Origin of the sequence: Chryseobacterium sp. (assembly GCF_045629545.1) — a bacterium.
Lineage (GTDB): Bacteria > Bacteroidota > Bacteroidia > Flavobacteriales > Weeksellaceae > Chryseobacterium.
Genome location: NZ_JAZQRK010000023.1, coordinates 1 through 26476, shown reverse-complemented (window position 1 = coordinate 26476; position 26476 = coordinate 1). Strand labels below are relative to the sequence as shown.

Here is a 26476-nt window from a genome sequence, read left to right as displayed (position 1 = left end):
TTATGTTTATATAAAATTCAACTTAAATTGAAGTACAAAATTAAATAAAAAATGGAGAATTCCACAATTCTCCATTTTCAATATTTTAAGCTTCCCTATTAATGTTTTATTTTCTCGGTAAGGTCTTTCACGTATTTTTTTATTTCTTTATCTATTTTAGAAACATCTTTTATAGTGTCACATGCATACATTACTGTTGAGTGGTCTTTTCCACCCATCTCCTCGCCTATCTTGGTAAAAGTGGCATTGGTGTACTGCTTAGAAAAATACATCGCCAATTGTCGTGGTAAGGAGATTTCTCTTTTTCTTGTTTTTGATAAAAGTTGCTCCTTTTTAATTCCAAAATATTCGCAAACAACATCCTGAATATAAGGAATGTTAATAACCTTTTTCTTGTTAGCAGCAATTTTACTGATTGTTTCTTTTAAAAGTTCTAAACTGATATCTGCTTTATAAACCGTAGAATAAGCAATTACAGAGTTGATTACACCTATCAATTCTCTTACACTAGTTTTCGTTTCCAATGCCAAGAAATCTAGCATATCTTCAGTCAACTCAATACCATCTCTGCTAAGTTTATCTAATATAATTTTCTTTCTGGTATCTAAATCGGGAGATTTTATTTCCGCAGAAAGTCCCCATTTAAAACGTGAGACAATCCTTTCTTGGATATCCATAATATCTACCGGAGCCTTATCTGAGGTTAGGATAATTTGTTTACCATTTTGATGTAAATAATCGAAAATATGGAAGAAACTATCTTGTGTCGCAGATTTACCAGATAAAAACTGAATATCATCAATGATCAACACATCTACCATCTGATAGAAGTTTGCAAATTCTGTTTGCTTGTGCGCTTTAGCAGCAGAAATAAATTGCTGGATGAACTTTTCTGAAGATAAATATAGAACTACTTTGTCTGGAAACTGATTTTTTACTTCCAAACCCACTGCTTGTCCCAAGTGCGTTTTCCCTACTCCATATCCACCGTATAAAAATAATGGGTTGAATGCTGTAGAACCTGGTCTTTTTGCAATAGATCTTGCAACAGTAGCAGCGAATTTATTGCTTTCTCCCTCAATATAATTATCAAATGAGAAATCAGCCTTAAGGTTAGAATCAATATTTACTTTCTTGATTCCTGGCAAAACAAAAGGATTTACAATGTTTGCAGAAAAGCCTTGCGGCATTGTTTCTTGCATTTTCGGAGTTGATACCGATTTCCCCTTCATATTCATCGTCATGGGTTGTTCCAAACCGTTAGGCTTGTTTTCCATCACAGAATACCAAAGTTTTACCCCTTTACCAATATTTTTCTTAAGCGCAGCAGAAAGCAATGACAAATAATTGTCCTCTATATATTCTTTGTAAAAATCACTAGGAACCATCAACGTCAGGTTGTTATCTACCAACGAAATGGGTTGTACTTTATCAAATAATGAGTCAAATGATTTTTCCAGCTTTTTCAAATCAGAATTGTCTTCAGCTGCGTTTAGATTATCTCGCATAAACTGAAGACATTTCTGCCATACCATCATTAAGTTATCGTTCATTTTGAGCTTATATTGATAATCGGTTAGTAATTTTTGTAGGGGGCTACAAAGGTCTGTTTTTTAATTTTTAAAAAAAAACATTGTGGCTATTGATTATTAAAAAATATATTTGTATGTATAAAAAAAGAGTTTACATGATACACACAACACACTCATTAAGAGTACGTTACGCAGAGACAGATCCCATGAAATACGTATATTATGGCAACTACGCTCAATACTTTGAACTCGGAAGAGTAGAACTTTTTCGGAGCATTGGGATTTCGTATGATGAGATAGAAAAGTCAGGAATTTGGCTTCCGGTTTCGGAATATGACATTAAGTATTTAAAACCAGCATTATACGATCAAAAATTAGAAATTCATACATTTTTGAGAAAAAAGCCAGGCGTTAGATTAGAGTTTGATTATGAAATATATAACGAAGAAAGTGTAAAAATTACACAAGCAAGTACAACCCTATTTTTTTTGAACGCAGAGAACAATAAAATCATAAAATGCCCAGATTTTTTAATGAAAATGATTGAAGAAAATTGGATTGAAAAATAATTTTAAACAGGAGTTTAATTTTTTTTGATGAGTTAAGTCATATTGACATCATTTAGATAGATTATAAATTCTTCCTAGTAGATACTATATTAAATGTAGATGAATCTCTGTTAAATTTGTATATATTATCAATGAAATATGAATATTCATATTATTTTCGAAATATTGTTAAAATATTTGTTCTTGTTTTGTAAAAAACGAGTATATTTATCAAGTTTTTAAGACTTATATTTTTTGACTATGAAAAAAATCCTATACTCTTTATTAATTTTTGCTTCAGCAACAATGTTTGCTCAAAAAAACCCTAATGTAAAATTTGTAATATGTAACGACGCAGTAGGTACGGCACCGGTATTCAATGCCAATAAAGCCTATGTACAAAGTTCTACAGTTTTCAAAAACAAAGCTGCTTTGCCTTCCAATTTGAAAAAATTTGATTTTTTAGCTGATAATGGTTTAACGGAATCAAGATTCAAAAAAGATTATGGTACTCTAGATATCATATCTTTAGCTACAATGAATGAGCAATATGACCTACCAAAAGAAACTCCAGTTTTTATTGAAGGATACGAATTTTCCAATACCTCAACAAATATTTATGCAGATATCATCTCTAATGTAGAAGTAAAGGTAATTGACGGTAAAAAAGTTCTGGCTATTACTACCCCTATTAAATAAGATATTTCTAAACATGAAAAAAGCCGACGTACAACAATTGTATATCGGCTTTTTTTATTTTTTACCCCATTTTTTATTGAGCTCGTCTCTTATTTTATTTTCTGTTGAGTTATTCCCTGGTTCATAAAATTTTTCATCTTTTATTTCTTCTGGCAAAAAATCCTGATTTACAAAGTTTCCTTCGTAATCGTGAGCATATTTGTATTCTTTTCCGTAATCCAAATTCTTCATCAATTGGGTTGGAGCATTTCTAAGATGGAGAGGAACAGGCAAATTTCCCGTTTTCTTCACATAAGCCAAAGCATCATCTATAGCCATATATGCTGAATTGCTCTTGGGCGACACTGCCAAATAAATAGCGGTTTCAGATAATAATATTCTAGCTTCTGGGTTACCAATTACAGCAACCGCCTGAAAACAATTATTAGCAATAACCAAAGCTTGAGGATTTGCCAAACCTACATCTTCAGCCGCCAATATCAACATTCTTCTCGCAATAAATTTTATGTCTTCTCCACCAGCAATCATTCTTGCTAGCCAATAGACAGCGCCATTAGGATCGCTCCCACGCATGGATTTTATAAAAGCTGAAATAATATCATAATGTTGTTCTCCATTTTTATCATAAAGATGCATGGTTTCTTGCAAAACTGCCATTACATCATTATTTGAAATATTTTTCGTCTTTATATTTTTGTAATAATTAAGCACCAGCTCTACAGAATTAATTAGTTTTCTACCATCACCTCCTGAATACTGAATGAAAGCTTGTTTATCTTGAAGGGTAAAATTGGTATTCTCTTCTTTGTTAAATCTTTCAAATGCAATGTTGGCTAATTTTTCTAATTCTTCAAAGTTTAAAGTTTTCAAAATATAAACCTGACTTCGAGAAAGCAAAGCAGAAACTACCTCAAAACTGGGATTTTCTGTGGTTGCTCCGATGAGTACAACCCAACCTTTTTCTACCGCATGGAGCAGAGAGTCTTGTTGAGATTTATTAAACCTATGAATTTCGTCTATAAATAATATGGGAGATTTCCCTGAAAAAAGGTTTTGCTTTTTGGCATCTTCTATTACATCCCGAACATCTTTTACACCCGAAGAAACAGCAGATAATTTGAAAAATTTGCGACCCGATTGTTCAGAAATAATTTCCGCCAACGTTGTTTTCCCTGTTCCTGGTGGTCCCCAAAGTATGAGAGAATTAAGCGCATCATTATCCAACATTTTTCTTATAGTGCCTTTCTCTCCAGTAAGATGTTCTTGTCCCAGAATTTCATCGAGGCTCTTTGGTCGTAATCTCTCTGCTAGCGGAATATTATGATTCAAAATGTTTTTTATTTATTTTGGTAAAATAGATAGACAATCATCTGCTTACATGGAGTCATGTGTTATGAAAGTTCTAACAAATTTAAACTAATTTTCAAAATTTTAGTCTATTTTTGTAATACTTTGAAACTCACAGTTAATAAAATCATAACAGCACCTTTGGTAATTCTCATTAAATTTTACCAATGGTTTATTTCGCCATTATTACCCAAAAACTGCCGTTATCAGCCTACATGTTCTCATTACATGGTAGAATCTCTACACACGCATGGTCTGTTTATGGGGTTTTATTATGGGGTGAGAAGAATCCTAAGATGCCACCCTTGGGGAGGAAGTGGTTATGATCCTGTACCTCCAAAAAAGTAATATATTCAAAATATAAATTATAAAAATGACAAATTTCTTCTTCAGAATTTATCTTGTTCTCTTCGCATTGATATCGCAATGTATGCTAGCACAAAACCAAGAATTTGGTTTGTCGGATGCCACATTAAAGGTGAATTCTACCCCGATTCCGGTAAAACTTTTTGCAACTTCAGATCTTGCAGAATTGTATTCTTTTGCGGCGGAAAAATCTAATCCTAATGTTTTCGTTATTCTCAATAAATCTAATATTGCTTCTGAAAGTTTTGATAGTAGCGCTATGGTTTTAACGCGTTTTAAAGATAGTGGATATCAATTTTTAGATAAAGATTACAAACTTATAGATGCACCATTGTCTATAGAAAATGTAGATTCTTACAAATATGCTATTAAAAATAGCAAGCCTATTACAGCTGCTGATCAACTGTCTTTTGATGCTCCATTTAAGATTTGGGATCCATCGGTAGGTCTTAATCTTGGATTTTTCACTTTACATTATTATAGTTTGATGTTTGTTTTTGCTTTTGGAATAGGATTTTTCCTAATGACCAAAATGTACGCAATTGATAAAGTAAATGAGAAATATGTTGAGCCTTTTTTCACTTGGACATTAATAGGAACTATTCTGGGGGCAAGAATGGGACATGTTATCTTTTATCAACCAGAACTTTTCAAAGAAGATTTTTGGAGTGTTTTTTTACCTATCAGCACAAAAGGCGGATTGAAATTCACAGGATTTCAAGGACTGGCAAGTCATGGTGCAACCATTATGGTAATTGCAACAACGCTTTGGTATTCGTTTAAAATCATTAAAAAAAATCCACTTTGGGTATTTGATAGATTGGGTATTGTAGTTGCAATTGGTGGTGCTTTTGTAAGAATGGGAAATTTTTTCAATTCTGAAATCATTGGTAAACCTGTAGATCCAAATTCTCCATTCGCCTTATTTTTCCCTCAGCAAAGCAGCGAATATGGTGTTACAATCCCTCGTTATCCTACTCAACTATTTGAAGCAATGGGATATTTCTGTTTATTCGTATTACTTTGGGTATTGTATAATAAAACGAACAAGAAATATCAACAAGGTTGGTTGTTTGGTCTGTTCTTCATTATTCTTTGGGCAATTAGATTTTTTGTAGAATTTTTAAAAGAGCCACAAGGTTTAGAAAAAATACATTTAGGAAGCTTAAATACTGGTCAAGTACTTTCAATACCGTTTATAATAGCAGGTATTATTATAATGATTATATCTAAAAAATACAAAATTACAGAAGCTGAAAATGGTAAACCAGAATAACTATTTTCTCACATTTATCATAGAAAGTCACAAATTAATTGTGGCTTTTTTTTGCTGAATAAATAAACTTATCATCAGTGTACAGATGAACCAGGTAGTTTTAATTAACGATAATTCACCATTAAAAATAAAATTTAACCTCAAAAATAATTAGATTTTTAAAACAGTTTTCGACTATATACAAAAATTTAATTCTAACCATACAAAAAATCCGCAAAACATCGAAGTTTATAAGTTTTAAATTATACTTTTGCTTAAAACATTTAAAAATATAAATTATGGGATTTATTAGTGATTTTAAAGCTTTTGCTTTTAAAGGTAATGTACTAGACTTAGCAGTCGGTGTAATCATTGGGGGTGCATTTGGTAAAATTGTTTCCTCGTTGGTAGAAGATGTAATCACACCTCTATTATTGAACCCAGCTTTGAAAGCTGCAGGAGCTGAAAATATAGCAAAATTACAATGGAATGGTGTTACTTATGGTAACTTTTTATCTGCAGTGATTAGCTTCTTGTGTATTGCAATGGTGCTTTTTTGGATAATTAAAGGAGCAAACACAGTTATAAAGAAAGAAGAAGCTGCTCCAGCTGGACCTACAGATGATCAAAAACTATTGATGGAAATTAGAGATTTACTTAAAAACAAATAATCGTACCAATAAAAAATCGCCGTAAAGTAGTTGCGGCGATTTTTATTATTAATTATAACTTTTGTTTTAGCTACTTTTTAAAATACTAGAGATCTGATCTGCCAGAGATAAACCTATTCTATCCTGCGCTTCTACAGTAGAAGCACCTGTGTGAGGAGTCAAAGAAATCTTAGGATGAGACAATATTTCTTTGGAAGGAGTAGGCTCGTTAATAAACACATCCAAACCTGCAAATCTTACTTTACCTGAGTCTAATGCTTCTAAAAGGGCAATCTCATCTATAACACCACCTCTAGAACAGTTCACAACTGCCACCCCTTCCTTCATCATATCAAACTGAGGCTTACCAATCATATATCCGTCCTTTTGTGCAGGTACATGAAGAGTAATAAAGTCGGCATGTTTCAATACACCTTCAAGAGGCTCAGTTTCTATATCTACATTGATAAATTGGTTGTTGTAGAATTTTACTTTTATACTAGCTTTACCAATCATATTATCTGCTGCAATAACGCGCATATTTAGTCCAAGAGCAATTCTGGCTACTTCTTGTCCTATTCTACCCATCCCTACAATACCAATTGTCTTACCTTTCAATTCTATACCTGCAGCGTATGCTTTTTTCAATTCAGAAAAACGAGTATCGCCTTCAATAGGCATTTTTCTATTAGAATCTTGCAAAAATCTTGCACCAGAAAAAAAATGTGCAAAAACCAACTCTGCTACAGATTCTGATGAAGCTGCAGGGGTATTGATCACATGAATTCCTTTTTCTCTGGCGTAATCCACGTCAATATTATCCATACCAACACCACCTCTACCAATAATCACTATAGACGGACAATTATCTATAATATCTCTCCTTACCTGTGTTGCACTACGTACTAATAGGGTACGTATATTATGCTCATTAATAAAAACTACCAAAGATTCTTGAGGCACCTTAGCCGTTATCACTTCAAATCCATTCTTGGTTAATGCATCAATACCTGATTGATCTAACCCATCGTTTGCTAAAACTTTCATGTTTACAATTTATCTTTTGTTCGAATTATTAGTCGTTAAAAACCTCTATAGTTACTTTTTTCTCAATGAGATCTGTGAATTTACCATTATATCTAGTAGCTTTTACCAAATGATTGTCTATCCAATGGTAGTTTCCTCCTCTTGGTTTACCACACAAGACACTGTGATACTTAAAACCATGCTTGTCAAGCCAATCTATGGTAATTTGCTTTAAATCTTCTGTTCTAGAAGTAAAAAAACAGATTTGGTGACCCTCGTCATACCATTTGTTGATTGTGATAAGCGCATCTGCAAAAGGCTCGCAAGTAACCATTTTTTCAGGTTTTTCGTTAGGAACATCTTCGGTAATGGTACCATCGATGTCAATTAAATAATTCTTCACTCCATCTTTTAGAATCGGACTGATATTCTCAATGTATTCTAACTGCATTATTAAATTTTTGTCTTACAAAGTTACAGTTTATCAGTTGAAAATAACAGTCAAATTGAATTATCACAAGAAATATAACCATAAAAAAACAATATTCCTTACACTATTTACAATAAATTACACTACTATTTATCAAATAAAAACTAGTTTATTGATATTTTAAAATAATGAAACAAAAATTTTACAAAATCATGATTTAAACTTAAATTTGTAGAAATGGAAGAATTTGTAGTTTTAGTAAATCCTAAGGATGAAGTATTGGGTCTAATGGAAAAGCAGCAGGCTCATGTGAATGGTTTGCTTCATCGTGCATTTTCGGTTTTTCTCTTTAATGATCAAGGAGAAATGCTTCTTCAAAAAAGAGCTGAACAAAAATACCACTCTCCAGGACAATGGACCAATGCTGTTTGTTCTCATCCTCGCGATGGAGAATCTTATTATAATGGCGCCATACGTAGATTGAAGGAAGAGCTTGGAATTGATGCAAAAATTGAAGAAAAATTCAATTTCATCTATAAAGCGGATGTGGGTGGAGGACTATGGGAACATGAACTCGACTATGTTTTTACTGGCGTTTACAATGAAGAATTTCAAATAAATGTAGAGGAAGTTGAATCTGTGAGATATATTTCTATGCAAGATTTGGATCAAGAGCTTGCTGACCATCCCGAAAGGTTTACACAGTGGTTTAAAATTATACTCGAAGCATACAAACATCATTTTTGAATGTACTATGAAAAAATTAAGTTTATTTTTAGCTTTATTAATCAGCAACGCTTTTTATTCTCAAAATTTTAAAAAAGAAGTTTATGATCATGGTAATTATACGATAAATATACCCGACACATGGAAGCAAACGGAAGATGCTGGTATTGTCAATATCTATCCTAGCAATGAGATAGGAGCCATTACCATATCCGAATACCACGATCTAAAAATCGAAAAGGATAATATTAAGAAATTTGTGTTGTCCCTGCATCATTCGCAGGAAGATGAAAGTAAGGTTAAAAGCAGCAGCAGTAAAAAAGGATATACCCAATATTATTATGAATATTTTGATTCTCATCAGAACCTATATTGGATAACTAAGGTATTTCAAAAAAATGAAGACCTTTACATCATCTCTATCAATTGTGAAAAAAAATATTGGAACGGGAACTATCTGAATTTATTCAATGATACCTTCAATACTTTCAAGATAAAAAAATAAACAAAAAAATTAGTAAAAATTTAAAAATAATCAATTAAAACATGAAAAAAACAGCTTTGTACGAAAAACACGTTGCATTGGGAGCGAAAATTGTACCGTTTGCAGGATATGATATGCCTGTACAATATTCTGGAGTAACAGAAGAGCATTTTGCTGTAAGAGAAAAAGCAGGGTTATTTGATGTATCTCACATGGGACAGTTTTTCATTGAAGGTGCGGGTTCTAGAGAGCTATTACAATACGTTACTACTAATAATGTAGATACATTAGAGAATGGTAAAGCACAATATTCTTGTCTTCCTAATGAAGATGGAGGTATTGTAGATGACCTTATCGTATACAAAATGGAAGAGGATAAATATTTTGTGGTGGTAAATGCTTCAAATATTGAGAAAGATTGGAATCACATTTCAAAATACAATACTTTCGGGGCCAAGATGACAAATTCTTCTGATGACATGTCATTATTAGCAATACAAGGTCCAAAAGCAACAGAAATTCTTCAAAAATTAACTGAAACAAACCTTTCTGAAATTCCTTATTACAACTTTACAGTAGGAAATGTAGCTGGTGTAGAAAATGTAATTATTTCTAACACAGGTTATACAGGGAGTGGTGGATTTGAGATTTATTTTGATAATGCAAACGCAGTAAAACTTTGGGATGCTATTATAGAAGCTGGTGCTGAAGATGGAATTATCCCTTGTGGTTTGGCTGCCAGAGATACCCTAAGGCTAGAAAAAGGATTTTGCTTATACGGAATGGACATTAATGATGAGACTTCTCCTATGGAAGCTGGATTGGGCTGGATTACAAAATTCGATAAAGATTTCGTTTCTAAAGAGATTTTTGCAAAACAAAAAGAAGAAGGAATCACAAAAAAATTGGTTGGTTTCGAACTTCAAGATAAAGGAGTTCCTAGACATGACTATGCTGTAGTAGACGCAGAAGGTAAAATAATTGGTAAAGTAACCTCTGGTACTCAATCTCCAATGAAGAAAATAGGTTTGGGTATCGCAATTATCGACAAGCCTTACTTCAAATTAGGCTCTGAGATTTTCATCCAAGTGAGAAACAAAAATATCCCTGCAAAAGTGGTAAAAATGCCTTTCGTAGCATAGTTAACGTTATCAAAATATAAAGAACCGCAGAAATTGAATTTTTGCGGTTCTTTTATGTTGAATAGAAAAAAGTTAATTTCTAGTACCCGTTAAAGTATGCTCTTAAATTTTCGATGTTCTTCTTATCGTTTCCGATGAAAATCTCTGAATCTGTAAGGAAAACTGGACGTTTTAAAAATGTGTAGTGATCTAACAATAATTCTTTGTAATCGTCTTCACCCATTGTTTTCAAATCTAATTCTCTCAATTTTATTTGAGTAGATTTTTTGCTGAATAAATCTTCATAAGAATTAGTGATTTTAAACATTGCTTCTACTTCTTCTAGAGTAATTGGCTCTTTCTTTATTTCACGAAGTTCCCAGTCTCTTAGATCAAATTTTGCTATTATTTTTCGACAGGTATCACAACTATTAAGATAAAATACTTTTTTCATCTGTATAATATAATTTTTTATTTATAATTTAAGTTCAAATATTGAACATTTTGACAATATAATAATTTCCATTGTAAATAAACGAATAAAATATGACTTATTGATTATTATTAATATCTTTAAGAAAATTTTATAATAAATGGACAATAAACCAGTTACTTTTCAGTTCATTTCCGAGCCATCAGATGTTAACTATGGAGGAAATGTACATGGAGGAAGTGTAATGAAATGGATAGACCAAGCAGGATATGCTTGTGCAACAACTTGGAGCGGGAATTATTCGGTAACAGTTTATGTTGGAGGCATCCGTTTTTACGAACCAATAAAGATTGGAGAAATTGTAAAAGTGGAAGCTCATATCATCTATACAGGCTCTTCTAGTATGCATATTTCCATCAATGTATTCTCTAGAAATCTAAAGCAGCCAGAATTTGATAAGAAGACCCACTGTATCATAGTTTTTGTAGCTGTAGATGCCAACGGTAAAAAACTTCCTGTGCCCAAATGGATCCCCGAAACTGATGAGGAAAAACAACAAGAGCATTATGCTATACGCCTAATGGAGCTGAGATCTCAAATTGAGGACGAGATGAAACCGTTCTTATAAAACGTTGCAGGGTTGCAATTATATACCATCCGAGAAGCCTTTGCTACAAAATCCTTGAGAATTTGAAAAAGTGACAGAATCGGGTTTTAGAAAGATTGAGCTTTTCGGATATCATGGTACATTTTACGGTAAGAATAAAAAAGAGTTTTCGGAAATAATTCTTAATTCGGAACTTTCTGCTATAAATTCTTATCACAAACTCAGTACTATTACTCCCGAAATGGGAACCTTTGCTCATCAATGGGAGAAAACACTTTACAGAAATAAGAAAGTGGAGAAATTGATATTAAAAAGATTTTTTAGGCTAAAAATAAAGTAGGTCTCCTCTACTTTTTTGTAGAATAAGATCAATTTATTGGAGATTAATTCGATAGTTTGTCGATTAGTAGAAAATATATAGATCAAGAGTCATATTTTATTATTTAAAAACAAAAAAAAGTCTTTCAATTTGCATTGAAAGACTTTTTATAAATTAGTGAGTATTATCTTGCGATATTTACTGCTCTAGTTTCTCGAATTACTGTTACTCTTACTTGTCCTGGGTATGTTAGCTCATTCTGAATTTTTTCTGAGATATCGTAAGAAAGTTGAGAAGCAATTTCGTCATTCACTTTTCCACTTTCTACCATTACTCTAAGTTCTCTACCCGCTTGGATTGCATAAGCGCTAGAAACACCATCAAAACTTAGTGCCGCAGCTTCTAGATCTTTTAATCTTTGGATATAAGATTCCAAAACTTGACGTCTTGCTCCAGGTCTTGCTCCAGAGATCGCATCTGCAACCTGGATGATTGGTGATAACAATGAAGTCATCTCTACTTCATCGTGGTGAGCACCAATTGCATTGATTACTTCGGGGTTTTCTCCGTATTTCTCTGCCCATTGCATTCCTAATAATGCGTGAGGAAGCTCAGATTCTTGTTCTGGCACTTTACCGATATCATGTAAGAGACCAGCTCTTTTCGCTAATTTTACGTTTAATCCTAATTCTGCAGCCATTGTTGCAGCAATATTAGCAACTTCTCTAGAGTGCTGTAGTAAGTTTTGACCATAAGAAGAACGGTATTTCATTCTACCAATAATCTTTACCAATTCTGGGTGTAAACCGTGAATTCCTAGGTCAATAATAGTTCTTTTACCTACTTCAATGATTTCTTCTTCAATCATTTTTTTGGTTTTCTCTACTACTTCTTCAATTCTAGCTGGGTGAATTCTTCCATCAGTTACCAATCTGTGTAAAGATAATCTTGCAATTTCTCTTCTTACCGGATCAAAACAAGATAATAAAATAGCCTCTGGAGTATCATCTACGATGATTTCTACCCCCGTCATTGCTTCCAACGCACGGATGTTTCTACCTTCTCTACCAATGATTCTACCTTTTACTTCATCAGACTCAATGTTAAATACAGAAACCGAATTTTCAATGGCTTGCTCAGTACCAATTCTCTGTATCGTTTGAATGACAATTTTTCTAGCTTCATTTTTAGCATTCAATTGGGCTTCTTCCATGATACTTTGTACATGGGCTTGTGCTCTTGTTTTCGCTTCCGAGCGCATGGTTTCTACCAGTTCGCTTTTTGCTTCTTCAGCTGTATAGTTGGAGATTCTCTCAAGAATTTCTACTTTCTTTGCTGTAGCAGAATTAAGATCAGCTTGTTTTTTCTCTAAAATATCATTTTTGTGAGCATAATCGGCAATCTGGCGGTCCAAGTCTTTCTCCAACTTGCCCGCTTTGCTCAGCTCATCATTCAATTTATTTTCTTTGTCTTTTACTCTTTTTTCAGCCTCTTGCATTTTTCTCTCGCGAACCTGTATATCTGCATCGTGCTGAGATTTTAATTCTAAAAATTTTTCTTTAGCCTGTAGATTTTTTTCTTTTTTGATAGATTCAGCTTGTACATTCGCTTTCTCAAGTAGATTTTCGGCATTTTTCTTTGCGTCATCTATGATAAAGGTAGCTTTAGTATTGAGTGAGCTTTTTGAGAATATCATCCCCAAAATCGCACCAATAATCAAGCATAGTAAGCCTACTATAATGGGTGTTGTCATATATTTAATTCAGTTTTTATTTGTCTAATATTTTAAAAATAAAAAAGCCTACAATAATCCAGAGATATAGAGTAAACTCCTAATCAACACGATTTGAACTGATTTCCACTGTTTGTAATCCGGGAACCCGGCACGCCATTCGATGGACATTTGTTCGGCATTTATTTAGCGTTGAGTTTACCTTTAATGTGTTAGAACTATTGTAGGCAGGTTTTTCAGGAAAAAAAATCTATTTTCCTATTTCATCCAATGTCTGATTAATCTTGGATAATCTTGCAGTAGATGATTTTATATTTCTTTCGTTGCTTAGAGAAAGTACTTCGGCATTGGTTCCCAATTTTAGGGCGCACATGGCTAAGGCATCTTGTTTATCTCTAACATCGAAATTTTGTTCAAAGTCTTTAATCATATTTTCTATCTGCTTCCCTACTTTGCGTAAAGTTTCTTCTTCAGCTGCGGGTACATTCAGAGGATATACTCTTCCTGCAATATTGATGGTTATTCTTCTTACCTCCATTATAATCCACTGTTTTGAAGCTGTGCAATACAAAAGTCTACTTCTTTTACCAATCTATTGATATGGCTCTTCATAAGTCTATTGTGTTCAGGATTTCCTGATATTGCCGAATACAATTTTATTTTCTTCTGTTCTTCTGCTAATACCTGATTTTTTTTTCTCTCTTCATTGTACTTCTTTTTCAAATCTTCATGCTCGTTATTCAACTCATATAATTTTTCAGTAAGACTTTGGTAATTCTTTTGAAGCATCAAAATTTTTCTTTCTAATTCTGCAAAATTGTTTTCTAATTCGCGAAGCATTTCAGGTATTTATTATTCTAACTAATAGCAAAAATATGAAATTATTAAGACTAACAAAAATAAATGTATCTATATTTTGGTATGAAAATAAAAAAGGAGATGCCATGCACCTCCATTGTATATAATTTTTGTATTAAATTATTCGAATTTCAATACAAACATGATTGCTCTAGTTTGTAATGTAGATACAGCAGACGCCCAATAAGGTGCTGTAGTTGCATTATCTGCAACGATCTCATTATTCATAAAGAACGTTCCTCTAATCCCGGGAGTCAATTTAAATTTATTAAAATAAAACTGAATTCCCATCTCTGCAGACCATGCAAAATTGTGTGTTGTAGATCTGAAAACTTGTTGCAAATTGTCATCAGCAGAATCCGAGTTGGATTGTAGGTTCATAATGTAATTGACACCTGCAGCAAAATAAGGTCTAGAGTTGTACCATCTCTGTCCATGGAACTCCAATAATACAGGTACATCCACCAAAGTAGATTTAATCTCTCTCACTCTATCTTTTTCTGTCAGTGCAATTGGTATAAAGGCAGGATTCGTTAAACTTCCATCTTGGTATATATCGTTTGATTGTGTATTGAATATCAATTGTCTTTGTGCAAACTGCAAGCCTGGCTCTACACGTACATCTAGATAATCATTCAACTTAAACTTTGCGATAAGACCAGCTCCAAAACTTGTACTCGATTTTGTAGAAACAAGGTTTTGGTTGTCTTTCATCCCATATCTAGGGTCTAAGACAACTTTGTAGTCTAGTATATTTCCGTTCAAATAAAAACCCCAACTGAAAGTTTGTTGGTCAAAATCTTCCAACTTGTCCATCCTGTCACGGGTTCTGAATTGAGCGTCTGCAAAAGATGCAATACTAACTGAGGCTAAAACCAGAGCTTTTAATAGAAATTTATTCATAGGTTACTTTGTTGCTTTGTAAATGGTGGCTATACCTAAACTTAATTTTTTATATTCTACTTTCTTAAATCCTGTATCCAAAAGTATTTGTTTCATCTTTTCTCCAAACGGAAAAGCATTTACAGAATCTGGAAGATATGTGTACGCCCTATCATCTTTAGAAACCAATCTACCAATTGCTGGTAATATATTTTTGAAATAAAACATATAAAATGGTCCCAAAAACCCCTCTACTTTCGAAAATTCTAGTATATAAACACTTTTATTTTCTTTCACTACTCTTCTAAGTTCTGATAAACCTTTAGGCAAGTTTTCAAAATTCCTTACACCGAATGCTACAGATACCGCATCGAACCTATTGTTCTCAAATGGAAGATTCTCTGCATCTCCTTTTTGCATAGAAATTTCGCCGTCTAATTTAAGTTTTTTTATTTTATCTACACCAACATTTAACATTTGTTGCGATAAATCTAAACCTACTACTTTAGCCTTAGTTCCTTTTTGAACGGTAATGGCCAAATCTCCTGTCCCTGTTGCTACATCCAAAACTTCTTTGGGAGCATCAGCTTTCATCATATTCACCAATTTGTTTCTCCACAGCACATCTATTTTCATAGATAACGCATGATTCAAGAGATCATATTTGGGCGCAATATTGTCGAACATGTCTTCTACCTGACTCTTTTTGCTAGAATCCGAGTCGTAAGGTGTCACTTTGTTGATGTCTTTTGTCAAAACGTGTAATATTCTTTATAATAATTAAGGTAATCTTGTTTTCTAAAAATCTTGGAGCGAGACTCTACATTATCAATATTTTTAATTACTTTGTCGTAATCCTCGTCGACATTATAATAAAAATCTTCTGTGTAAAGCTTATTAAAATGCTTTGGAGCACCAAAATACATTTTACCATCGATTTTAGTTTTATCTAATGCCAAAAGTAATGAATCTTTTTTAAGATTGTATCCATAATATTGACGATTGATGTAATAATCGTTATGAGCGATGTTAATTAGACCTCTAATTTTTTTCACTTCAAATGCAGAATCATAGAGTAATTTCTTATTCTGATCAAATACTTTGATAGAATTTTTTCCTTTTTTCAAATCTACATTAACAAATTGACCTGCAGAAATGACGCTTTCGGAGCCGTTGTTTATCTTGTAATAAAAAGTGTTGGGTGTAGGATTATCTACTAAATAGTAATTTTTTTTGGCAAGAAAAAAGTTATAGATGGCAAATGCAAATATAAAAACTCCTGCTGCGACGAGTAAACCTCTAAGAGATGGATTGTTTTTCATAGATTGGTAAGAACAATTTCTGCAAATTTAATAATATTTTTAATTCTATCTTATTAATATTAATGATTAACTTTGCATCCTTAAAAATAATTTAAACGAATGCCGAATACGATAATTATTGGTTCAGGATCTTACATTCCTACAAGAGTTATTGGAAGTGATTACTTTCTAAACTCCGAATTCTTGACAGATGATGGAGAGAAAATAGACAAACCTAATGACGAAATAATTTCAAAGTTTGTAGAAATTACAGAAATAGAAACCAGAAGATATATTGACGAAGATATGATTAACTCTGATATGGGTTATGAAGCTTCCAAAATAGCGATTGCAGATGCCAATATAGATCAAGAAGAGATTGATTACATTATTTATGCTAGCAATTTTGGGGATATCAATCATGGGGGCTATGTTAACTTTATGCCTAGTATGTCTGCTAAATTGAAAAATAAGCTGGGCATCAAAAACAGAAAATGCATCAACTACGATATGATTTTTGGATGTCCTGGTTGGGTAGAAGCTTTAATCCTGGCAGATAATTTAATTAAGGCTAAAGTTGCCAGAACTATTTTGGTAGTAGGCTCAGAGACACTAAGCCGTACTACTGATCCTTATGATAGGAACAAAATGATATTTGCTGATGGTGCTGGTGCAGTAATAGCCCAAGCTACTGAAAAGGAAAATGTCGGGATTATTACGCACAATACGTTATGCGATAATGGACCAGAATTACAATACCTAGATAGTACGCCATCCCTAAATAAAAACTTAGAAAGAGAGCGATTATACATCAGCATGAAAGGCCGTAAAATCTATGAATACGCACTCAAAAATGTTCCTATTGCCATTAAAGAGACTATAGATGATGCAAAACTTTCATTGATAGATATTGATAAAATATTAATACATCAAGCAAATGCAAAGATGGATTATGCGATGATTGATAGACTTCATAAATTATATGACATCAAAGATTATGACCATTCTATTGCTCCAATGACGATACAAAAGTTTGGAAACTCATCTGTAGCAACAATTCCAACAATGTTCGATATGATAATTAAAGGAAATATGGAAGGTCACACCTTTTCAGATGATACCCACATTTTGATGGCGTCTGTAGGTGCAGGTATGAACATAAATGCTATTATTTATAAATTTCCTTAGCTTTCTATTAAATTTTAATAATATTGTAATAGCACAATGGGTTTTATCCGTTGTGCTTTTTTTAACTGAATTATATGCAAAAAACATTTCTTATTATCACGGCAATGTTTCTATTTTTAGAAATATATATTTATCAAGCAATCCGTACATTAACAGATAACTTTTGGATAAAACTCTCCTATTGGATTCTTTCTTTATCCATATACGCTGTTTTTGCTTATGAGATTTCCCATTTCCAAAGAGGAGATAAAGATACTGCGAGAGTGCAGTTTACAATAAGTTTATTTTTAGTTCTTATACTACCAAAAATATTTGTCATTTTACTTCTTTTGGTAGATGATATATTCAGGGCTGGAGGTTATGTAGCAGGATATTTCAAACCAGCAGACAATTATTTTCCCGAAAGAAGAAAGTTTTTGAGTCTTGTTGGTCTTGGATTAGGGGGTCTATTATCCGGATTATTCATAGATGGAATCAGTTTTGGAAAATACCGACATACTGTGAGAAGAGTGAAAGTGAAAATAAAGAATTTACCCAAAAGCTTCAAAGGTTATAAAATTATCCAAATTTCTGATGTTCATAGTGGAAGTTTTGCAAATCCTAAAAAATTAACCCACGCTATTGAACTTATCAACCAACAAAAACCAGATTTAGTTCTTTTTACAGGGGATCTTGTGAATGATGTATGCGAAGAATTTAAACCATTTATACCTTTATTTTCTAACATTAACGCAAAAGATGGGAAGTTTTCTGTGCTAGGTAATCATGATTATGGTGATTATGTAAAGTGGGAATCACCTCAAGCAAAAATTGACAATCTAGATAAATTAATTAATTACCAAAATAGAGCAGGATTTGAGGTTTTAAGAAATGAAAATAGAATCATTGAAAAAGATGGGGAAAAACTTTATATTTTGGGAGTAGAAAATTGGGGGATAAAACCATTTCCTCAATTTGGAGATCTAGATGAAGCCCTAAGAGATGTGCCCATTGACGCGGCAAAAATCTTAATGAGTCACGATCCTACTCACTTTGATTATGTGGTAAAAAAGCATGCGACTGAAGTACAACTTACGCTATCTGGCCATACACACGGAATGCAATTTGGTCTAGATTTAAAAAATGTAAAATGGTCACCCGTTCAATATAAATATCCAAAATGGGCAGATTTGTACGAAAGCGAAGGAAGACAATTGTATGTTAATAGAGGATTTGGAGTCTTGGGATACCCGGGAAGAGTAGGTGTTTTGCCTGAAATTACGGTATTTGAATTGGCGTAAAATAAAGTACCTTCCATAATGGTAGTTTAGACTAAAATAGATAATCTTTCATTCTAGAGGTTGCCATCTCCTTCTGGTTGATCCAAGTTAAAAATTCTTCCAACTTATCTTCCATTTTTTTGCCCGAATTATATTTTCTATAAAAAGGAATATCAAAATGGTATTTTTCTAGGTTGGTAAATTGCCAAACATCTAAATAAATCAGCACGAAATCGTCATTCTTCAAGGTTTCAAAAACCATATTTTGATAATATTTCATTGGTAAGACTTGAAAAACAAAATCGTTATAAGGAAGTTGACTATAAGGAGAAATACTTTCTGGGATAATACTGATTCCCATTTTTTCTATAATCTCGGTATCTCTTTTTAACCTTTTGAATGGGAATAAAATATTTGCATTATCAATATTTGAAATATAGTTGAATCCAAAATTTTTCACTAGATCCCAAGAGAGTGTAACCTTTTTCTCGCGGATGCCTCTTATATTTTTTTCTAGTAAATCTTCCGTCATTTTTTTGACGTCTTCAATACTTTGCTGTGTAGAATCTTTATTATAAAAAGCAACTTCATGCCCTTGGGATGAAATTGCTTTTATAAGATTCAGTAACTTTTCAACAATAGAAATTTCTATAAAAAAAGTAACTTTAGTTTCATGAATATCCAATATAATTAAAAGCGATTTTACGTTTGCTTCCAAAATTTTCAACCTTTCATAGTCATCTAGAAATACATTTCCCTTCGTTTTAGCCACAACTGGAATTATGTTGAAAGTTAGCAATATCATTTAAACCAAATTTTAGTTAATTTTTATTATTAATTGAATATCAATATTTTAATATTCTATATTTAAAGTAAAATATCACTTAGATAATTTCACTTTTAGATTTTTTATCATATCAGCTGACATCTCAGATATTCCAAAATCGTAAGACAATCCCCAATCTTTCTTTGCAATAGAATCATCTATAGACGAAGGCCAAGAGTCTGCGATTGCTTGTCTAAAATCGGGCTTATAATCGATCTCAAATTCTGGAATTATATTTTTAATTTCGCTGGCTAATTCTTTTGGAGTGAAAGACATCCCTCCCAAATTATAAGAAGATCTTATGGTAAGATTTTCTTGAGGCGCATCCATGAGTTGTAATGTCGCTTTGATGGCGTCATCCATATACAACATGGGCATAGCAGTATCTTCCGAGATAAAGCTTGTATATTTTCCCGATTCTACTGCTTCATAGAAAATTTCTACCGCATAGTCCGTAGTTCCACCGCCTGCAGGTGTTTTCCAAGAGATTAAACCAGGATATCGGATACTTCTTACATCTACTCCATATTTATCAAAATAATACTCACACCATTTTTCACCCGCCATTTTGGAAATCCCATACACCGTTGTAGGATTTAGTACGACCTCTTGCGCTACGTCATTCTTTGGGATTCCTTTTCCAAAAACTGCAATAGAACTCGGCCAAAAGATTTTTTTTAACAACCCTTCTTTAGCCATTTCGCAAAAATGAATAAGCGGTTCAAGATTTAATTTCCATGCGAATAATGGCTGTTTTTCTGAGGTTCCTGATAAAAGGGAAGCTAGATGATAAACAGTAGTGATTTCGTAATCGCTGATTACTTGTCTTACCAACTGAGTATTGGTAACATCCATTCTTTCATAATGACCCGCCGAGGTCATCCCTTTCTGGTATCTATCCAATCCAGAAGCCACTACATTATCTGCTCCATGAATTTCTACCAATTTGTTGGTAAGTTCTGTACCAATTTGGCCTAAAGCGCCAGTAATAAGGATTTTTTCGGTGTACGACTCCATATTTATTAAGTATTAGTTGATAAAAGCAAAAGTAATTATTTTGCCTCCTATAATGAAACTTAAAGTGTAAAATAGCAGATAATTTTTGTCATAAAATTATTATTCATCAAACTCTGTCGGTTACTATTCATCAAACTCTGTCGGTTATTATTCACAAAATGAATTATATACCAAAATTTTTAATGAAAAAAAACTATATATTTGAAGACATAAACTAATTCAGGCAAATTAAATTAAAATTCGCAAACTTGAAGGCTGAACTTTTATATGAATGGGAGATTCTATAGAATTGTACTCTCCATCTAGATGCCAATTTTTGGTGTTAACTTCAAATTTTATCTCAGAAATAGGAAGATAAGTAATGTATTTATTGGTTTTTAATTTTTTGGTAAACATTCTGTACGCGAAAAGGCCTGAATAAAAAACAGGAAATTTTTTCACCAAAACAAGATCTACCAATCCGTCACTTTTGCTCGCCATAGGCGCAATATAGGCATTGTTACCAAACTGACGCGTGTTGGCAATATTCAGCATTAGGTATTCTCCATTGTATTTTTCAAAATTGGGATCGGGAAAATGAACAGTAATAGGATGATAACTAAAAAATGTTTTTAAAGAAACTATTATATAATTTTTAAAACCCCTACTCGTTTTTTCAAATTCCTTCACCACTTTACCATCAAAGCCTGTGCCCGAAACGTTAATAGAAAGCTTATCGTTAACAGTGAAGGTATCAATTTTTCTGGATTTTTTGCTTTGAATTTTCACTAGCAAATCATCCAAATTTTTGCTAAAATGTGTTTCATTAGAAAAACCATTTCCAGATCCTGCCGGAAATATTGCCAATATTTTGTCCGTATTAATTAAGCTCTTGGCTATTGTAGATATAGTTCCGTCGCCTCCTATCGCCACAAAAATATCAACTAATTTCATATTTTTTTTGATATATTCATCAGTTCCTAAAATGGATTCTGAGATATAATACTGAACATTCTCAACTTTATTTTTTAATTCCTCAAGTAGAGGTTTATAATTTTTCTTAGCAGAATAGGGATTGATGATAAAGGCGACGTTTTCCATTATCGCAAAAGTATTAAATGATCATCAATAATGCATAATTTTAGCGATTTTAAATCTTAATTCTTTTAGAAAAATCATTATTTAAAGTACCTTGTAGTTCTTTCCAATAGACAGGAATGATGATGTCTCCTACTCCATATCCAGCAATTTCAAATGGATTATAGTGAAAATAAATACCCTGCTCATCAAAATAAAAATTATCAGTTACTGGAATTGTTTCAACCATGATCGCATCAGAATTTTTAATTGGTGAAAGAGTATTCTTTTGTAAGTTGGCTATTTTATCGATATTTTTCATCAGTAACTGTGATAATCTAGAATTTGGTATTGAAGTTACATCTTGAAGACGTAAAACCTTTTCATGATAAAGATCGAAGATTTTTTCATTAACGATGGTTTCTACACCAGCTTTTCCCTTTTCTTGAATGTGGTCGTAGTTGATTTGTAAGAATCCATTTTTGTAAGACCTCACTTTCATAACGTGTTTGGAAAACCAAAAAGTATCCTTTTGGGTTGATGCGCTATATTCCTTTGTTTGGTTTTTAAAGTTTTGAAAAAAGCTTACTTTATCAGTATTCTGCCATCTAGAAATATGCTCTTTATTGTATGTTTTCAAATTTGAAAAAGGCAAATAGATGCTATCTAACATCGCTTTACTTATATCTTCATCAAAAATCAATAAACTGGAATAATAACTTGCAATCAATGTATTATTAACCATTAAAGAATCTTTAACGGAAACTGAATCTACTTTTAGGATTTCATTATATGTCTTTTCATCAGTTTGAGTGATTCCTTTTCGGCATCCGATTATAAATATAACAGTAGAAATAAAAATGAAGTAATGTGTTCTTTTCATTTAAATAAATTAGCCGTGAAGATATGAAAAAGAAAAACCATTCATTTCTGAATGGTTTGATCATGAGCGAAGAATAATTAATTTAATTTTTTCACTAAACTGATGACTTGGTTTTCGCTTTTTGCTGCCGTACCCCATATTTGCTTGAAGGCAGGATAATACTCTTTAGGATATTCTGCACTCTCAACCTTGATAGTGGAGATAATTTCTAAATTATTACCTTTTTGGTTAACTTCATAACTGTAAGAAATTTCTTTATCTTGAGTGACAATTTTCTTTTCTTTTGGAAGTTCGTCCACAATATATCCTTCTGGGATCTCCAAAACTACTTTTTTTACTTTAGAATACGGTGAGACAAAATCTATATTGAATTTTCTTTCTTCAGTTTGATCGAATTCGTTAGAGCTTTTACCTAAAAATAACAATGGATTGATGATCATTTTTTTACCTACTTTATCAATCATATCATTGGAAGAAAAATTCATTGTACTCTCAAAATCCCCACTTTCTAAAACTTTAGATTCAATATTGTCAAAATCTACTGAGAAGTTATCCTTGTATGTTTTTTTGTATTTATCCGCACTTTCATCATATTGCTCTTTTACAAGCATCGCAAAAGTTCCCGTATCTCGGTCGGAATATTTACCAGAAACGGTACCATTTTCATTTATTTTTGCATTCACTGTAAGATAAGTAATACTAGGTTTAGAGTTATTCATTTCTATTTGCTTTGCTTTCTCCTTATTGATTATGATTCCATATTTATTCCAATCTCTAGGAGGCAATTCATCCATTGCGGATTGCTTTGATGTTGCATCATAAACATGAATTCCTTTATCTACTTCAAATACTGCAATAACAAAATTTAGGTTAGAAATATTTGGTGATGAAAGGTTAATGAGCCCATTACCAACAGTAGAAATGAGCATGGGATCTGCCTCAATCTTAGCCAAACGAAGCATGCCTACAAGCAATAAATTGATTTCTGCTGCATTTCCTATTTTAGTTTTAATTAAATTTTTAATACCATCTTCAGTGTAGATACCTCTTTTATCATTATAAGTGAATGTTTTTTGGACAAATTTAAATATAGAGTTAGCCCTTTCCATGGTATCTTTAATCTCTAAAAGTTCCTTTGGCATTATCTCTTTTATTATACTATTTTTTCTTAGTTCGCCTCCGAATTCATCATCTTGATATAATCTGTCCTTTATTTTGTCCCATGATGAAGAATATAGTTTAAGCTCACTAAAATTTGTTGAATGCACTTCTGCATCAATCTTGGTTCTATAATTATCATCATTTTTTACATGTTTCTCCGTTTTGAACGCTTTCAAGTTATCAAAACCAAATCTATACGTTTTATGTAATGCTCCATATATTGTTTTTTCTTCAATAACTCTATATTTTGGCTTTAAACTACCTGTATAATTAATGTTATAAGAGATATTTGATGGAACATCTAAAACATATTCTGTATACAATGAGGGAGTATTGGTCTCAATTATGAATTGTGGAAGTGAGAAGTAAAATGGTGATTCTACCTGGTATTCATACTCTATTACGGATCCATTTTTCACATTAGGAAATGCAAATTTATTAATAGTAATATTTTTACTCTCTTTGCTTTTATATTTAGAGCTCTTATCTACTATTGTTGAAATTGGCTTACCATTTTCTACATTATGTGTATACGCTTTTATTTTAGCTAATGATTCTTCACCTGTAGAATTTTTATAGAGTGGTATCTCTAAATTTAACCAATCTTCAGCCTTATCTTTATCATAAATTTTTACTTTATAATTATACGTTTTTAATAACCTATTTTTTTCATTATCAATTCTAAAATAACAAGATCGATAGATAATTTCTGCAGGAGCAGTTTCATCAATTAGAGATTTTTGTTTTGTGAGATCAGCTTCGTTAAATTTTGGTACATTAAGAAATTCGTATTTTTGAGCAGATAATATTATAATTTGAAAACTACATAATAAAAGCACTATTTTTTTCCTCATAATTATTGTTTTGTAATTAATATCTTAGAGTTATCCATATTGAGCGTTTGTTTTCTAAAACCTATATAATCATTATATTTCTCTTTTGGGTACAAACCTTTGTTGATGGTCAATTTTCTATCTACCATTATTTCATTACCAATTTTAGTGAAATTAAGTTGATAGGACCCAAATTCAGAGGAGAGAGAAATATTATCTGGCATTTCATCTATTTTATAATTCCTAGGTACAACAAAACTTACCTTCTGTTCATCTTCGAAAGATTGCCTTAACTCAAATGGTAAAGTACGTTTGTTATCTATTTTATATACTGGATTAGAGAATATAGGTACAGCACGAAAAATCATACTATTCCCAGCATTTTTCGCGTAATTATTTGCCTTAAAGATTATTCCGAATTTGATGATCGCTTTGTCTTTATCATTTTCAAAATTATTCATTTCTATATTCTCCAAGTCCAACACATCTATTTGCTTTTTTAGCGCATCATTTCTTTCTTTATGACTTAAATTGACATATCCCAAAGAGTAATCATATTGACTTCCTGTATAATTAAAATTTCCTTCCCCTGTAATAGAATTATTTTCATTAAGTAAAACTTTCAAATGTAAGATTTCCTTATTTTGATGACCTGCATATGAAGGCGTATTCATCAACTCGATTCCTTTGTTTCTAATGGATAATACGTTTCTATCCGTTGTAGAACGGTTTAAATGATTAAAAGCAATTACTTGTGAAGTGTTTTCTAACCAAATATTGCCATTGTCCGTGGGTACCATCAAAATCACATGGTTTCCACCCATCTTTGGGAAATTAGGATCAAAAGAAACAGGACTTTCATTAGAATTAATAACGGAATAGTAGGAAGGAATTCCAGCTTCATCCAGCAGCGTTTTCATGTAATTGGTAAGTCCTTTACAATCACCATATCCCTTTTTATGCACCTCATCTGGTAACATGGGCTGCCATCCACCAATACCTAGCCCAACAAATACATATCTTGTCTTTGCTTGCATGTATTGATATAATTTTTTTACCTTTTCTTCAGTTGTACCTCGCAAATTTAATTTTGCGACTTCAGCTTTAATATCAGGTGTAGACAGTGATACTGGATTTAGGATGCTATTGTAATACCAAGATCCAAATTCAGCCCAATCATTGATGCTTCCTTGTTTGCCCTCCAAATTAAACTTCGTAAGTGAAAAACTCACTTTTGGTAATATCTTTACTAGTTTAGGAAGCAAGATTTCTTCATCAATCGCAGGTACATTTTTATAAGCATACGTCTTTGTGGCTGCATCACCTGCCTCTATGACAGAAGTATAACTAAATGGAGATGTGTACACTTTGGAACGTAGTTCTATACCTGATTTGTTGTTTATGATAAATTCTGAAGATTCCAAAGATGTATTCAGATCATTAAAAGGCACAAAATCGGGTAAAAAAACAGTATTCTTATTTGTTGTTTGATAAGAAAATTCTACAGTGTAAGGATAAGATGTAGGCATAAAAGATAATGCGAGTATTCTACTGTCCGACTAAAAAGTGCCTTGAGGATTATTGGCATAATCTCCAAAATCTGATTTTGAGTAAGACTTTACTTTTTTACCTGTGTCGTCATAAACTGTGACTTTCACATCCGACACACTTACACTTTTATCGTAGGGAATATAGGCTGTAGCTTTAGAGTCTCCTTCTTTTGTAAGTACCGTTGTCACAGTTTTATATTGATAAACTATTTGGTCTATCTTATTTATATCAATATTGGTAATATCTTTTCTTATTACGGCATTAGCATTCTTTTTTAGATTCTCTGGGATTGTAGAAACAGAATAAATTTGAGCATAATATATAGATGCCATAGCAAGGGCAGTTATACACAGTATTTTCGTCATTAGATTTTTTTCCTAAAATAA

Annotated in this window: 30 protein-coding genes; 12 read left to right on the top strand and 18 right to left on the bottom strand. The window is 32.3% G+C overall.

What is annotated here, in order from left to right:
• Positions 1-98: 98 nt before the first annotated feature.
• A complete protein-coding gene (dnaA, locus tag ACKI42_RS04895) occupies positions 99-1553 on the bottom strand; it encodes a chromosomal replication initiator protein DnaA (protein ID WP_407403035.1) in 1455 nt (484 codons plus the stop codon).
• A 134-nt stretch (positions 1554-1687) separates the two neighbouring features.
• Here dnaA and ACKI42_RS04890 point away from each other — a divergent pair, with 134 nt between their 5' ends.
• The gene (locus ACKI42_RS04890; protein WP_407403033.1) at positions 1688-2101 is read left to right on the top strand and encodes an acyl-CoA thioesterase; all 414 of its coding nucleotides are present in this window, start codon (positions 1688-1690) and stop codon (positions 2099-2101) included.
• Between the two features lie 240 nt (positions 2102-2341).
• Positions 2342-2779: a hypothetical protein gene (locus ACKI42_RS04885; protein ID WP_407403031.1), complete on the top strand. Its 438-nt coding sequence runs from the start codon at positions 2342-2344 to the stop codon at positions 2777-2779.
• A gap of 54 nt (positions 2780-2833) precedes the next feature.
• Here ACKI42_RS04885 and ACKI42_RS04880 read toward each other — a convergent pair whose 3' ends face one another.
• Positions 2834-4108, bottom strand: a complete 1275-nt coding sequence (locus ACKI42_RS04880; RefSeq protein ID WP_407403029.1) for a replication-associated recombination protein A — start codon at positions 4106-4108, stop codon at positions 2834-2836.
• A gap of 123 nt (positions 4109-4231) precedes the next feature.
• On the opposite strand from ACKI42_RS04880, the gene yidD reads away from it, so the two are divergent.
• From yidD to mscL, 3 genes are all read left to right on the top strand, one after another.
• A complete protein-coding gene (gene yidD / locus ACKI42_RS04875; RefSeq protein WP_407403027.1) occupies positions 4232-4474 on the top strand; it encodes a membrane protein insertion efficiency factor YidD in 243 nt (80 codons plus the stop codon).
• 421 nt (positions 4475-4895) lie between these two features.
• On the top strand, positions 4896-5768 hold the full coding sequence (gene lgt, locus ACKI42_RS04870) for a prolipoprotein diacylglyceryl transferase (RefSeq protein ID WP_407403058.1): 873 nt from the start codon (positions 4896-4898) through the stop codon (positions 5766-5768).
• 278 nt (positions 5769-6046) lie between these two features.
• Positions 6047-6418 carry a large conductance mechanosensitive channel protein MscL gene (gene mscL / locus ACKI42_RS04865; protein WP_407403025.1) on the top strand — a complete coding sequence of 124 codons (372 nt, stop codon included), beginning with the start codon at positions 6047-6049 and terminating at the stop codon, positions 6416-6418.
• A 66-nt stretch (positions 6419-6484) separates the two neighbouring features.
• Here mscL and ACKI42_RS04860 read toward each other — a convergent pair whose 3' ends face one another.
• Together ACKI42_RS04860 and ACKI42_RS04855 are read right to left on the bottom strand one after the other, a co-directional pair.
• Complete coding sequence (locus ACKI42_RS04860; protein ID WP_407403023.1) at positions 6485-7444, bottom strand: D-2-hydroxyacid dehydrogenase; 960 nt, start codon at positions 7442-7444, stop codon at positions 6485-6487.
• A 28-nt stretch (positions 7445-7472) separates the two neighbouring features.
• Positions 7473-7874, bottom strand: coding sequence for a phosphoheptose isomerase (locus tag ACKI42_RS04855; RefSeq protein ID WP_407403021.1), 402 nt, complete (start codon positions 7872-7874; stop codon positions 7473-7475).
• 216 nt (positions 7875-8090) lie between these two features.
• Between ACKI42_RS04855 and idi the strand changes: the two genes are divergently transcribed.
• From idi to gcvT, 3 genes are read left to right on the top strand one after another with little or no spacing between them, the layout of a single operon-like run.
• Positions 8091-8600, top strand: a complete 510-nt coding sequence (idi, locus tag ACKI42_RS04850) for an isopentenyl-diphosphate Delta-isomerase (protein ID WP_407403019.1) — start codon at positions 8091-8093, stop codon at positions 8598-8600.
• Between the two features lie 7 nt (positions 8601-8607).
• Positions 8608-9084, top strand: coding sequence for a hypothetical protein (locus tag ACKI42_RS04845; protein WP_407403017.1), 477 nt, complete (start codon positions 8608-8610; stop codon positions 9082-9084).
• Positions 9085-9125: 41 nt separating this feature from the next.
• The gene (gene gcvT, locus ACKI42_RS04840) at positions 9126-10205 is read left to right on the top strand and encodes a glycine cleavage system aminomethyltransferase GcvT (protein ID WP_407403015.1); all 1080 of its coding nucleotides are present in this window, start codon (positions 9126-9128) and stop codon (positions 10203-10205) included.
• A gap of 79 nt (positions 10206-10284) precedes the next feature.
• Here the strand turns inward: gcvT and ACKI42_RS04835 are convergent, their stop codons facing one another.
• A complete protein-coding gene (locus ACKI42_RS04835) occupies positions 10285-10638 on the bottom strand; it encodes an arsenate reductase family protein (protein ID WP_407403013.1) in 354 nt (117 codons plus the stop codon).
• Positions 10639-10777: 139 nt separating this feature from the next.
• Between ACKI42_RS04835 and ACKI42_RS04830 the strand changes: the two genes are divergently transcribed.
• Positions 10778-11245: an acyl-CoA thioesterase gene (locus ACKI42_RS04830; protein WP_407403011.1), complete on the top strand. Its 468-nt coding sequence runs from the start codon at positions 10778-10780 to the stop codon at positions 11243-11245.
• A gap of 70 nt (positions 11246-11315) precedes the next feature.
• Positions 11316-11564 carry a hypothetical protein gene (locus ACKI42_RS04825; RefSeq protein ID WP_407403009.1) on the top strand — a complete coding sequence of 83 codons (249 nt, stop codon included), beginning with the start codon at positions 11316-11318 and terminating at the stop codon, positions 11562-11564.
• A 163-nt stretch (positions 11565-11727) separates the two neighbouring features.
• On the opposite strand, the gene rny is transcribed toward ACKI42_RS04825, so the two are convergent.
• The 6 genes from rny to ACKI42_RS04795 form a co-directional block, all read right to left on the bottom strand.
• Complete coding sequence (rny, locus tag ACKI42_RS04820; protein ID WP_407403007.1) at positions 11728-13296, bottom strand: ribonuclease Y; 1569 nt, start codon at positions 13294-13296, stop codon at positions 11728-11730.
• Between the two features lie 229 nt (positions 13297-13525).
• The gene (locus ACKI42_RS04815; RefSeq protein ID WP_407403004.1) at positions 13526-13813 is read right to left on the bottom strand and encodes a cell division protein ZapA; all 288 of its coding nucleotides are present in this window, start codon (positions 13811-13813) and stop codon (positions 13526-13528) included.
• Positions 13813-14115, bottom strand: a complete 303-nt coding sequence (locus ACKI42_RS04810; protein ID WP_407403002.1) for a hypothetical protein — start codon at positions 14113-14115, stop codon at positions 13813-13815. Before ACKI42_RS04810 ends, ACKI42_RS04815 begins: the two co-directional genes overlap by 1 nt.
• 138 nt (positions 14116-14253) lie before the next feature.
• A complete protein-coding gene (locus tag ACKI42_RS04805; RefSeq protein WP_407403000.1) occupies positions 14254-15036 on the bottom strand; it encodes a porin family protein in 783 nt (260 codons plus the stop codon).
• A gap of 3 nt (positions 15037-15039) precedes the next feature.
• Positions 15040-15771 (bottom strand): bifunctional demethylmenaquinone methyltransferase/2-methoxy-6-polyprenyl-1,4-benzoquinol methylase UbiE, encoded by a 732-nt coding sequence (ubiE, locus tag ACKI42_RS04800; protein ID WP_407402998.1) that lies wholly within the window; start codon positions 15769-15771, stop codon positions 15040-15042.
• On the bottom strand, positions 15768-16337 hold the full coding sequence (locus ACKI42_RS04795; RefSeq protein WP_407402996.1) for a hypothetical protein: 570 nt from the start codon (positions 16335-16337) through the stop codon (positions 15768-15770). The genes ubiE and ACKI42_RS04795 overlap by 4 nt, the downstream gene beginning before the upstream one ends.
• 99 nt (positions 16338-16436) lie before the next feature.
• Between ACKI42_RS04795 and ACKI42_RS04790 the strand changes: the two genes are divergently transcribed.
• Together ACKI42_RS04790 and ACKI42_RS04785 are read left to right on the top strand one after the other, a co-directional pair.
• Positions 16437-17504, top strand: coding sequence for a 3-oxoacyl-ACP synthase III family protein (locus ACKI42_RS04790; protein ID WP_407402994.1), 1068 nt, complete (start codon positions 16437-16439; stop codon positions 17502-17504).
• A gap of 74 nt (positions 17505-17578) precedes the next feature.
• Positions 17579-18784, top strand: coding sequence for a metallophosphoesterase (locus ACKI42_RS04785; RefSeq protein WP_407402992.1), 1206 nt, complete (start codon positions 17579-17581; stop codon positions 18782-18784).
• Between the two features lie 31 nt (positions 18785-18815).
• Here the strand turns inward: ACKI42_RS04785 and ACKI42_RS04780 are convergent, their stop codons facing one another.
• The 7 genes from ACKI42_RS04780 to ACKI42_RS04750 all read right to left on the bottom strand — a co-directional run bounded on the left by ACKI42_RS04780 (position 18816) and on the right by ACKI42_RS04750 (position 26455).
• Entirely contained in the window at positions 18816-19568 is a 753-nt protein-coding gene (locus ACKI42_RS04780) for a polysaccharide deacetylase (RefSeq protein ID WP_407402990.1), read from the bottom strand.
• A 75-nt stretch (positions 19569-19643) separates the two neighbouring features.
• Positions 19644-20606 carry an NAD-dependent epimerase/dehydratase family protein gene (locus tag ACKI42_RS04775; RefSeq protein WP_407402988.1) on the bottom strand — a complete coding sequence of 321 codons (963 nt, stop codon included), beginning with the start codon at positions 20604-20606 and terminating at the stop codon, positions 19644-19646.
• A gap of 228 nt (positions 20607-20834) precedes the next feature.
• Positions 20835-21686, bottom strand: coding sequence for a diacylglycerol/lipid kinase family protein (locus ACKI42_RS04770; protein ID WP_407402986.1), 852 nt, complete (start codon positions 21684-21686; stop codon positions 20835-20837).
• A 49-nt stretch (positions 21687-21735) separates the two neighbouring features.
• Entirely contained in the window at positions 21736-22545 is an 810-nt protein-coding gene (locus ACKI42_RS04765) for an RsiV family protein (protein ID WP_407402984.1), read from the bottom strand.
• 77 nt (positions 22546-22622) lie between these two features.
• On the bottom strand, positions 22623-24560 hold the full coding sequence (locus ACKI42_RS04760) for a DUF3857 domain-containing protein (RefSeq protein WP_407402982.1): 1938 nt from the start codon (positions 24558-24560) through the stop codon (positions 22623-22625).
• Between the two features lie 2 nt (positions 24561-24562).
• Entirely contained in the window at positions 24563-26086 is a 1524-nt protein-coding gene (locus tag ACKI42_RS04755; RefSeq protein WP_407403056.1) for a DUF3858 domain-containing protein, read from the bottom strand.
• Between the two features lie 12 nt (positions 26087-26098).
• Positions 26099-26455, bottom strand: coding sequence for a hypothetical protein (locus tag ACKI42_RS04750; protein WP_407402980.1), 357 nt, complete (start codon positions 26453-26455; stop codon positions 26099-26101).
• Positions 26456-26476 lie beyond the last annotated feature (21 nt).

Bases quoted from the DNA above. Each gene is read 5' to 3' on its own strand.
- ACKI42_RS04885 (WP_407403031.1), top strand. From the start codon at position 2,342: ATGAAAAAAATCCTATACTCTTTATTAATTTTTGCTTCAGCAACAATG.
- ACKI42_RS04780 (WP_407402990.1), bottom strand. From the start codon at position 19,568: ATGATATTGCTAACTTTCAACATAATTCCAGTTGTGGCTAAAACGAAG.
- idi (WP_407403019.1), top strand. From the start codon at position 8,091: ATGGAAGAATTTGTAGTTTTAGTAAATCCTAAGGATGAAGTATTGGGT.
- dnaA (WP_407403035.1), bottom strand. From the start codon at position 1,553: ATGAACGATAACTTAATGATGGTATGGCAGAAATGTCTTCAGTTTATG.
- ACKI42_RS04785 (WP_407402992.1), top strand. From the start codon at position 17,579: ATGCAAAAAACATTTCTTATTATCACGGCAATGTTTCTATTTTTAGAA.
- ACKI42_RS04890 (WP_407403033.1), top strand. From the start codon at position 1,688: ATGATACACACAACACACTCATTAAGAGTACGTTACGCAGAGACAGAT.
- ACKI42_RS04765 (WP_407402984.1), bottom strand. From the start codon at position 22,545: ATGAAAAGAACACATTACTTCATTTTTATTTCTACTGTTATATTTATA.
- mscL (WP_407403025.1), top strand. From the start codon at position 6,047: ATGGGATTTATTAGTGATTTTAAAGCTTTTGCTTTTAAAGGTAATGTA.
- ACKI42_RS04770 (WP_407402986.1), bottom strand. From the start codon at position 21,686: ATGGAAAACGTCGCCTTTATCATCAATCCCTATTCTGCTAAGAAAAAT.
- ACKI42_RS04775 (WP_407402988.1), bottom strand. From the start codon at position 20,606: ATGGAGTCGTACACCGAAAAAATCCTTATTACTGGCGCTTTAGGCCAA.
- ACKI42_RS04845 (WP_407403017.1), top strand. From the start codon at position 8,608: ATGAAAAAATTAAGTTTATTTTTAGCTTTATTAATCAGCAACGCTTTT.
- ACKI42_RS04790 (WP_407402994.1), top strand. From the start codon at position 16,437: ATGCCGAATACGATAATTATTGGTTCAGGATCTTACATTCCTACAAGA.
- ACKI42_RS04860 (WP_407403023.1), bottom strand. From the start codon at position 7,444: ATGAAAGTTTTAGCAAACGATGGGTTAGATCAATCAGGTATTGATGCA.
- ACKI42_RS04805 (WP_407403000.1), bottom strand. From the start codon at position 15,036: ATGAATAAATTTCTATTAAAAGCTCTGGTTTTAGCCTCAGTTAGTATT.
- ACKI42_RS04760 (WP_407402982.1), bottom strand. From the start codon at position 24,560: ATGAGGAAAAAAATAGTGCTTTTATTATGTAGTTTTCAAATTATAATA.
- ACKI42_RS04830 (WP_407403011.1), top strand. From the start codon at position 10,778: ATGGACAATAAACCAGTTACTTTTCAGTTCATTTCCGAGCCATCAGAT.
- ACKI42_RS04750 (WP_407402980.1), bottom strand. From the start codon at position 26,455: ATGACGAAAATACTGTGTATAACTGCCCTTGCTATGGCATCTATATAT.
- ACKI42_RS04835 (WP_407403013.1), bottom strand. From the start codon at position 10,638: ATGAAAAAAGTATTTTATCTTAATAGTTGTGATACCTGTCGAAAAATA.
- ACKI42_RS04795 (WP_407402996.1), bottom strand. From the start codon at position 16,337: ATGAAAAACAATCCATCTCTTAGAGGTTTACTCGTCGCAGCAGGAGTT.
- ACKI42_RS04855 (WP_407403021.1), bottom strand. From the start codon at position 7,874: ATGCAGTTAGAATACATTGAGAATATCAGTCCGATTCTAAAAGATGGA.
- rny (WP_407403007.1), bottom strand. From the start codon at position 13,296: ATGACAACACCCATTATAGTAGGCTTACTATGCTTGATTATTGGTGCG.
- ACKI42_RS04815 (WP_407403004.1), bottom strand. From the start codon at position 13,813: ATGGAGGTAAGAAGAATAACCATCAATATTGCAGGAAGAGTATATCCT.
- gcvT (WP_407403015.1), top strand. From the start codon at position 9,126: ATGAAAAAAACAGCTTTGTACGAAAAACACGTTGCATTGGGAGCGAAA.
- ACKI42_RS04810 (WP_407403002.1), bottom strand. From the start codon at position 14,115: ATGCTTCGCGAATTAGAAAACAATTTTGCAGAATTAGAAAGAAAAATT.